This window comes from Pirellulales bacterium (genome assembly GCA_035656635.1).
Lineage (GTDB): Bacteria > Planctomycetota > Planctomycetia > Pirellulales > JADZDJ01 > DATJYL01.
In genome coordinates this window covers 1-8,958 of record DASRSD010000052.1, presented here as the reverse complement: position 1 = coordinate 8,958, position 8,958 = coordinate 1, and the positions used below count along the sequence as shown (strand labels likewise).

Genomic DNA, 8,958 nt, shown 5'->3' with positions numbered 1-8,958 from the left:
GTTACGGTGAACGGCAGTCAGCAGCACATTTTGGCGCAATTGATGGCCGTGATCGAGGATCGAAAAATCAATCCGCCGGCCAAATCATATACCACTACTTTATTTGCCGGCGGCGTGGTGAAAATCGGTGAAAAAATCATCGAAGAAGCCGCCGAAGTTGTCGAGGCGGCCGGCGAGCCCGGTGATGAAGGACGCGCACATTTGGTCCGCGAGGCGGGCGATCTGCTTTACCATTTATTTGTTATTCTGGGCCATCGCGAGGTAAAACTGGCGGAAGTCGAGGCCGAAATTGCCAAGCGTTTCGGCATCAGTGGATTGGACGAAAAGGCAAGCCGCAAATTGCAGTAATAGATTCTCATGGAAAACCTACGCATTGGCATTCCCAGCAAAGGCCGTTTAGCCGAAGTGGCCGAAAGCTTGCTCAAAGAAGCCGGCCTGAGCTTTCGCCGTTCGGAGCGCATGCTATTTGCGCGATGCAAGGAAATTCCGGTCGATATAACTTTTTTGCGGACTGATGATATTTCCATTCTCTGCGCTGAGGGGGCCATCGACATGGGAATTGTCGGCGCAGACCTAGTTGCCGAATCCAACACTGACGTCATCAAGCGACTGGATCTGGGCATCGGAAACTGCCGACTGGCGGTATGCGTCCCGGAAAATAGTTCCGTGAAAACTACTAAAGACCTGCACGGGACCCGAATTGCTACAAGTTTTCCAAACATAACGCGACAATACCTTAAGCAGCATGGGGCCGAGGCGGCACATTTGGTCACATTGACTGGCAGCGTAGAAATTATGATCGCACTGGGGGTCGCCGAAGCAATTGTCGACTTGGTTGAAACCGGCAGCACATTAGCTGCTAATCAATTGAGAATTCTTGACGAAATTGGAAATTATGAGACGGTTCTGATTCAAAATAAACAAAAGCGACATGCAGAATTGGCCGATCGAGTGGTTCGCCGGCTCGAAGGAGTTGTCATTGCCCGTAGCTATTCACTTTTAGAGTACAATGTGCCGCGATCCAAGCTCAAAGAGGCAGAGAAAATTACACCGGGCTTTAATTCTCCGACCGTAAGCGCTTTGGAAGACCCGCAGTGGTGCGCGGTGAAAGTAATGGTCCGGCGCGGCGAGGTGATTGGAATTATGGAACGGCTGGAAGCCATCGGCGCCTCAGCCATTTTAGAAACTCAGATTGCTAATTGCCGGCTGTAGCCTGGCGCAGCAGTCACCTCTGCATGAGAAATTTTTCACCGTGTATGCCTCGCCCACGAAAGATTGTCGCTACAATGCCACTGCTGGATTCCAGCAGCAGCTCATGCGGGTCAACTGCGTCATGCTCTGGCAGCGAGAGAATCGCCAAGTCGGCAAATTTTCCCAGGGTAATCGTGCCTATTTCTTGGTCTCGGCCTAGAGCTCGCGCAGCATTGACTGTAATCATTTGCAGCAAATTTGCTGGGTCGACATGGGGGTGCTTCCCCGCTGCAAATCGCAGCTCTTCCATTATCGATAAATCCGGATTCGACGCCCGGCTGTCGGTTCCCAGCGCCACATTTACTCCAGCGATGAGCATCGTGCTCAGAGGGTAAGCGTCGTGGTTAAAGAATGCATGCGTCCGCGGACAATACACGACCGACATGCGATGCGCATTATTTGCCAAAAATTCGATTTCCTCATCGTCTAAATAATTGCCATGAACGACGAGCGATCGATGCGCCTTCGCCAAAATTTTTAAGTAATCGAAAGGTCTTGACGCGGGCGAAATGATCGTGGGATCCCACGCATTGAATGCCTGGAGCAAGTCGACGAACGCCCCTTTCCCTGTTTTCAGCAGCATCAATTCGTCGCGCGATTCGGCCAAATGAATCGACAGCGAAATTCGCCGCTTTGCCGAAAGAACGGCACACTCCCGAACAATCTCCGGCCGTACGGTGTATGGAGCGTGGGGACTGATTCCGGGCCGTAATACCTCGGACCAATGAATCGGTGACTCTGCCTCGCACGCAACATCGCCAATGGCTTCTGTCACTGCTTGATATCTCTGACGATCCGCGTCATGGCGAAAGCAGATTACTTCACAAAACTCGGTAATCTCCAGCGAGGGAGATATTTTGCTCTGCCACGGTGTGGAGGCGATTTCGCCCAATGCCGTTACTCCGCACGATCTCGATTCAGCAATTCCACGTTCAATTGCGTCGTGCGCCGAGGGCTCCTCACGACGCTTTCGCAGCACCTCACGAATCCACTGCGTAAATTCCATTCCTGGCGTACCCAGCGGCTGTTGCAAATCGCTAAATTCCAAATGCGTGTGCGCGTTAATCAGCCCAGGCAGAATGGCTACGCGGCCCATATCGCGCGCGGCCGGCAAAAAATTGCGAATTGCGGGAGAAGAACTCTCGCCGACCGCTACAATTCGGTCATGATCGATGGCCACCACGCCGTCACGAATTGGAGGCCGGTCAACGGGAAACACATAAGGAGCACGGAGAGCAAGCATTAGAACTCCGCTGGTTGGAAGTTCGTAAAGTTGGTTCTACGAGCAGGTCCAGCAGTTAAACACTTCAGTTAGACATTTACGGTAATTGCTTGACGTTCGATGGCCTCTTGCAGTTTTTCTTCCTTGGTTTTGCGATAATCGAGGCGGGCAAATCGAATTAGTATCGTCGCCGCAATCAAAATTCCTACGATTACCAGCCACCACGGATAGAGAAAATCGCTTCCGTCGTCAATTGGCCGAGTCATGCCCTGAAATAAATGGCTGCTGTGATATTTGGCAACTACCAAAGACAGCGCGTTGTTCGTGAAGTGAAAAAGCATTCCTGGAAGAATGCTGCTAGTTTGAATCGCGAGGTAACCGATTACCATTCCAAGTAAGCCCGCGACAATCGATTGCTGCAAAACCGTATGCACAATGCCAAACAGAATGCTGGACAAGACGATAGCCCACCATTTGTGCCCCAAGTGTCGAAAACCGGAAAGGATGAACCCACGAAAGGCGAGTTCTTCACAAACTGCGGGCAGGAGCGCGAGAATGGCGATGGAGGGCCAAAAATTGGACGCCATATGCAGCGATTCCATCGCCTTTTCGATGGACTGCGGCACCGGATAAAGCTGCATGATGATTACTTGCAAAACTTTTAACGCCGGGTGCAAAACCACAGCTAATGCTACCGCGGCAGGCAAAGTCCACGATGCCGGCATTCGGAGCAATAAAGTTTTCCCCGGACTCCGTGTCAACATCACTGTCATTAATAATGCTGGCAACGCAACGACGACAAGTTCCGTCACAATCATTTGCGGCACGAATTCGCTAAACGAGTCGGGCGGCTGCATCGCGAACGACATGAAGAACCGAATCAACAAAATCAAAACCGCACAGAAAACAGCTTCCGCTACGGTAGGAGTATTTTTTCGATCGCGCAACAAATGCCGCAACCACAAACTCACATCCAGTCGTTCACTCTCGCGGAAGAGCACGCTTTCTTTGTTGAACTGCTCAATCGCCCAGCGAACCGCCATCAAACAACATAATAGCGTTACTCCGACCACAATCGGAACATACGGCAATGCGGCCAAATAATTTCCTTCCAGCAACGCTCGCAATAACAGCACCAAGCCAGTCAGGGGAATCAAACTGTTGCCCAAATTCAATTCCATGCCGGGTCCCATCGGCAAAATTACCAGCGGCAGCGTGACCAATACCAATGGCATCAAGTAATACTGCCCTTCCCGAGTGCTGCGTGCAAACGCAGCCAAGGCAATGCACAAGGCGCTAAACAGTGCCGAAACGGGCACTAACGCCAGCAACAGCCATAATTGGGACACCAGCGGCGGCAGCACCATTCGTGTAGCTTCCTCAGCCGCCGGCAGGTGAGAAATGACGAGTCCGCCGGTCAATCCCATGCTGAGCAAGTTCAACACGCTGGTCATCATGCTGAACACCATGACTGTGAACAGCTTACCAGTAACGATTTCGCTCCGCTGTGCTGGGCTACATAGCAGCGTTTCCAGCGTGCCGCGCTCTTTTTCACCGGCACACAAATCGACGGCTGGATAAAACGCGCCGGTCAATGCCCACAGTAATAGCACGAACGGCAAAATCTTTGACCACAGTGCCGCCGTACGCTGCTGTTCCTCCGAAACATCTTGACGCTGGAACTCGAAAGGCCGGGCCGCCTCTTCTGGCAATTGCGAATCTTTCAAGTTCTGTTTAGCAACTGCGTCAGCCCACGCGCGTAATACATTCGATAGTCGCGTGTATGCCAAGTGTGATTTTTCGTTCGCCGTGTTGCAATAAATAACGGGATTCGGAACCGCCGGCTCCGCTTGGCCATCCGTTGATGAGTGGTCCGTATGCCCTCGAAGTTCGGCGCGGAACTTCTCCAATTGCTGAGCAAAATCTGCCGGAAACACCACTGCAGCTTGATATTCACCTTTTTGAATCGCCTGGCGAGCTAGATCTTCAGTTGCAGTATTATCGGAACTGGCTTCGATTTGGTCGTCTTTAGGAATTAGCAGTTCAAACAGCCGCTGTTGCGCAGGGTCGCTAAGCCACTGCGGGTCGAAATGATTGTCAACGACCAGCGGCGGCAAGTCGGACAATTGCGGCAGATTAACGATGAGCACTTTCGTAGGCTGCTCACGCAGAAATTGCGACACCTGCAAAATGCTTAACCCTAGCAGCGGATACATTAACAGCGGCAGCACAAAAATCATGAAGAGCGTGCGCCGATCACGCAATTGATCGCGTACTTCACGCAAAAAAATCAACTTTACGTTTTGCCAATTCATGTGCCGCTCACAATACATTCTGTAAACCGCTTCACTTACTCACCGCCAATCCGTCATCATGTTGCGAGATTAACAGAAAGAACAGCTCTTCCAAATCGTGTTCCTGATACTTTTGGCACAGCTCCGCCAACCCGCCTTCGGCCAGAATAGAGCCGCGATGGATGATGGCAATTCGATCGCACAATTTTTCGGCCTCACGCATAATGTGCGTGGAAAACACAATGCATTTACCCTGTTCGCGCAATTCGGCTACCGTTTTCAACAGCGACCGGGCAACCAACACATCAAGGCCAACCGTCGCCTCGTCGAAAATAATCACCGGCGGGTCATGCACAATCGCCCGGGCAATCGATACTTTTTGCTTCATACCGGTCGACATTTTCGAGCCTAACAAATCGCGAATTTCGTTCATTTGCAACCGTGCAAACAAATCTTCCATGCGCGACCGAAGTTGTTCATCGTGCATGCCATGGAGGCGGCCAAAATATTCGACCATTTCCCAGGCGGTCATGCGGTCGTACACTGCGGTGTTGGCCGATACAAAGCCGATTTGCCGCCGCACTTGCGCCGGCTGGGTTACAACGTCATATCCATTGATGGTGGCAGAGCCACTGCTGGGCCGCAGCATCGTGCTCAGAATTCGTAAAGCCGTGGTTTTTCCCGCCCCATTCGGACCCAATAGACCGTAGATTTGCCCTGGCAGCGCATCGAAGGTCACGTGATTCAGCGCCACGAATTGGCCTCGGCGCAAATCCTCATACGATTTCGTAAGTTGTTGGGCATGAATCACAGTTGATATCGATTCCCAAATGCCAGAATGAAAAGCGCAGAGCCCACTGAGCATCCGCACAAAAAGGTTTGAAGTGCCGACGACTAGCTGACTTTAGTTTAATCCAGTCGCCCCGTTTTCTAACAGGGTTAGGGTTGGCCTGCGACTGCACGCACGCGGTGAGCCAATTTCCCGTTGATTTGTGCTCCGGTTATGACGATTGTTCCGGCCGGACACTTAGAAGTTCCAATTCGCTAACTGTCTGTGATTAGGTGATGGTCGGATTGCTGGCACACTTGCCCAGCCTTTCGACTTTTTGATCATTCGACGTTATGATGATTCCCTTGTATCCATTTTGAAGTCTAAATTTGTCCGCGCTTACAGGAGAGCTGCAATGAATCCACGACAAGCGATAAAACTTGGCATCGATATGGGCGATATGGTTTCGCTGCCATATTTGGAAGATTTAACCGACAAAGAAATGCTCCAACGTCCGTGCCCAGGTTGTAATCACATCAACTGGCAGGTGGGACATCTTATCGCCGCGGAAAATAATATGCTGAACCAATTAGCGCCAGGTTCCCTGCCGCCACTGCCGGCCGGTTTCGCAGATAAGTATTCGAAAGAAACCGCTACTTCTGATGACCCCAGCAAATTTTGCAAGAAGGACGAATTGCTGACATTTCACAAGCAACAACGCGCCGCCACATTAGCAGCGTTGGAAAAAATGACCGATGACAAGCTCGATGCTCCGACCGGAATGGATTATGCCCCCACCGTCGGCGCCATGTTCTCGATGCAAGGCAGCCACTGGCTCATGCACGCCGGCCAATGGGCGGTCGTCCGCCGCCAGCTCGGCCGCAAACCACTGTTTTGATGCTGTTATTCGCCGCACATCGTCGAGACATTCACCGCTAAACTGTCATGGCGCGCGGGAAGGAATGTTCTGCGCTCGCAGCGCTTCGAGCGAACTTTTGATCTGCTCTGCCAACGCGGTTTGGTGCTGCGCAAGTGCCATTTCCAATGCCGTTTGGTATGTGGCCAGAGATTCGTCCACGCGGCCAGCATGCGAATAAGCCAAGGCTAATGCAATATAGGCGTTTACATCGCTGGGATCGAGTTGCCGTGCCGCTTCAAGATATTTGACCATTTCTTGAAATTGACCGCTATTGAGCATTTCTTCAACTTGGTTGTCCGGCATCAATTCGACCGCCCGCTGCAGGTGTTTCACTCCCTCGGCAAATCGGCGCAGAGTGATCAAAGCTTGGCCCCAATTATATTCTGTATCGGACAAATTTGGATCGAGTTCCAGGGCACGCTGAAAGGAAGCAATTCCTTGTTCTGGCTCCCCAGATTCTACTTGCGCAATTCCCAAGTCGTTGTAAACCTTAGGTTGATTTGGATGGAGTGCTAATGCCGCTTGAAAATGTACGGTCGCATCCCGAGAGCGATTATCTTTGACCAGCAAATATCCTATGGCGTCATGAGCAAACCAGCACTGGGGATTCTGCGCCAGCGTCGCTTCATAAAGCGTGATGGGATCGTGATACTCGCCGGATTGTTTCAGCGATAAAATCGCCAGACCGCTAACACAAATGGCGGCGACAATTTCAGCACCGTAACGTCCGATGGTTATAGACGCCTTATACCAGCAACTCCAGCCGGCTGCGATCAACGCAATGACACCGATGATTGCGATGTGTTGATAATGATCCGCGACCAACGAGTACTGCATGAAGCCGACGTCAGTAAAACCCATCACTGGCATCAGGGAAATATTGAAAAATACCCAAGCAAAGAGGAGCGGTCTGACCAGCCAACTGTTACGCTGCCACACCAGAATGGCGGTGATAGCCAGTACGGCGAATAATGGCAACCACCAAATGAACCTTGCTACTTGAATGTTCCACTGCGGGTAAAAGAACAGTAAATTGACCGGTGCCAACGCTTTAGAAAGATAAAACCAAACGACCGCGCCAGCGCCCAATATTCGCTGCAATATTGTGACGTCGCGCACCACCGTGTCTGCCCCATGCCTTTGAAACCATATGTTCAAAAGCGCCAACAATCCACCGACGACAAAAAATGGCGATATTCGAACAAAATCACTTGTGACAAGCGTTCGCCGCCACCAAATTAACAGCAACAAGATCGATGGCAAAATCACCACCGAGCCTTTGCTAAGCATTCCAAGTACAAACAGCATCAGACTCGCAAAATACCAAGGCCCAGTTTTGGATTGTCCTGCATGCTGCGCTGTTAAGTCATGTCGTTCCTCGGATTTCAGATAGCAGAATGTCGACAACAACAAAAACATGAGCGATAAAAGGTTCTTCCGTTGTGCGATCCAGGCCACCGATTCCACGTTGACTGGATGGACAGCAAAGATTAGAGCTGCCAAAAAAGCACCCGGAATAGCTAATTGCCGCAGGACCAACCAAAGCAACAACACATCGATCACGTGCAATACTAAATTCACCACGTGGTATCCTGTCGGGTGATCACTCCATAGTCGCCATTCAAGCCAAAAACTGCTGTAGGTGACGGGCCAATAGTCGGCTGGTTTGGTAGTAAACCAAAGTTGATATAAACCGTCAGGCGCCTTCATTTGGCTATTCTGCGTCAGCTGTTCATCGTCTAAGACAAATTCGCCGGATATCGCAGGACGGTACATGAAATATGTCAGCGCAGCGATCAGCATGGAGCCCAATAGCACCTGTACAGAGGTGAGACGGGCTATGGAATCTGTCGTTCCAATGTTACTTGGGTATTTGTTCGATCGCATTGTTTGAGATGCTACCTCGCCTCCGCGTCTTTGAGCTCAGACATTCATCGGCCGCTGCTTAATGTCGTTACCCCAACGATTTTTCGAACTAGAAACACACCTAGCCAGATTGCCATTGCCAAATAGAGCCCGTTTCGTAAACCGAGCGCGCATGCAGGCAGGCTGGCAATTGTTCCGTGCACATCGGACGGAAGTAAGGCCAGCGGCGTGGTCGGCGATTGCAGAAAATGATAGGGAAAAATCCAGGTCGTTAGTGTGCCAATCACCGCTAGCAAAAGAGTAAGTATCCAAAAGAGGCTTTGTCGCCGGGGAAATATCTCGATCGCTAACAAAAAAGCAAGTGGAATCGACCAAATGAAATATTGCGGCGACAGAACACGCGACAGAATAACGGCTGTAATCACAAGAAAACAAGCAGCTTGGTACCCTACTGCTCGATCAAATCGAGATCGTGCAAAAAATACGCAAAGGCATATCCCAATTAATAATCCACACAGCAAGATGTCCGACAAAATGACCAACGAGCTGGACAAGTCACCCGCAAGCTCCGGCCCCCCGTGGACACCGACAAGATGGATAGGCAAATTAAATACGAGCGACGCGATCATCATTAGCG

General features: G+C 51.0%; 8 protein-coding genes. 3 read left to right on the top strand and 5 right to left on the bottom strand.

Annotated elements, in window-relative coordinates:
- The first annotated feature begins 6 nt into the window (after window positions 1-6).
- Window positions 7-348, top strand: a complete 342-nt coding sequence (hisE, locus tag VFE46_04520) for a phosphoribosyl-ATP diphosphatase (GenBank protein ID HZZ27251.1) — start codon at window positions 7-9, stop codon at window positions 346-348.
- A 9-nt stretch (window positions 349-357) separates the two neighbouring features.
- Window positions 358-1,212 carry an ATP phosphoribosyltransferase gene (hisG, locus tag VFE46_04515; GenBank protein HZZ27250.1) on the top strand — a complete coding sequence of 285 codons (855 nt, stop codon included), beginning with the start codon at window positions 358-360 and terminating at the stop codon, window positions 1,210-1,212.
- Between the two features lie 13 nt (window positions 1,213-1,225).
- On the opposite strand, the gene VFE46_04510 is transcribed toward hisG, so the two are convergent.
- The 3 genes from VFE46_04510 to VFE46_04500 all read right to left on the bottom strand — a co-directional run bounded on the left by VFE46_04510 (window position 1,226) and on the right by VFE46_04500 (window position 5,578).
- A complete protein-coding gene (locus VFE46_04510; GenBank protein ID HZZ27249.1) occupies window positions 1,226-2,494 on the bottom strand; it encodes an amidohydrolase family protein in 1,269 nt (422 codons plus the stop codon).
- A 68-nt stretch (window positions 2,495-2,562) separates the two neighbouring features.
- A complete protein-coding gene (locus VFE46_04505) occupies window positions 2,563-4,788 on the bottom strand; it encodes an ABC transporter permease subunit/CPBP intramembrane protease (protein HZZ27248.1) in 2,226 nt (741 codons plus the stop codon).
- Between the two features lie 31 nt (window positions 4,789-4,819).
- Window positions 4,820-5,578, bottom strand: coding sequence for an ATP-binding cassette domain-containing protein (locus VFE46_04500; GenBank protein HZZ27247.1), 759 nt, complete (start codon window positions 5,576-5,578; stop codon window positions 4,820-4,822).
- Window positions 5,579-5,951: 373 nt separating this feature from the next.
- Between VFE46_04500 and VFE46_04495 the strand changes: the two genes are divergently transcribed.
- Complete coding sequence (locus VFE46_04495; GenBank protein ID HZZ27246.1) at window positions 5,952-6,434, top strand: DinB family protein; 483 nt, start codon at window positions 5,952-5,954, stop codon at window positions 6,432-6,434.
- A 45-nt stretch (window positions 6,435-6,479) separates the two neighbouring features.
- Here the strand turns inward: VFE46_04495 and VFE46_04490 are convergent, their stop codons facing one another.
- Both VFE46_04490 and VFE46_04485 read right to left on the bottom strand, forming a co-directional pair.
- On the bottom strand, window positions 6,480-8,342 hold the full coding sequence (locus VFE46_04490; protein HZZ27245.1) for a tetratricopeptide repeat protein: 1,863 nt from the start codon (window positions 8,340-8,342) through the stop codon (window positions 6,480-6,482).
- Window positions 8,343-8,386: 44 nt separating this feature from the next.
- On the bottom strand, window positions 8,387-8,958 hold a 572-nt coding region (locus VFE46_04485; GenBank protein HZZ27244.1), incomplete at its 5' end, for a hypothetical protein.

Excerpts from the sequence above, each read along its gene's own strand:
- VFE46_04505 (HZZ27248.1), bottom strand. The coding sequence starts at position 4,788 with ATGAATTGGCAAAACGTAAAGTTGATTTTTTTGCGTGAAGTACGCGAT.
- VFE46_04495 (HZZ27246.1), top strand. The coding sequence starts at position 5,952 with ATGAATCCACGACAAGCGATAAAACTTGGCATCGATATGGGCGATATG.
- hisG (HZZ27250.1), top strand. The coding sequence starts at position 358 with ATGGAAAACCTACGCATTGGCATTCCCAGCAAAGGCCGTTTAGCCGAA.
- VFE46_04510 (HZZ27249.1), bottom strand. The coding sequence starts at position 2,494 with ATGCTTGCTCTCCGTGCTCCTTATGTGTTTCCCGTTGACCGGCCTCCA.
- VFE46_04490 (HZZ27245.1), bottom strand. The coding sequence starts at position 8,342 with ATGCGATCGAACAAATACCCAAGTAACATTGGAACGACAGATTCCATA.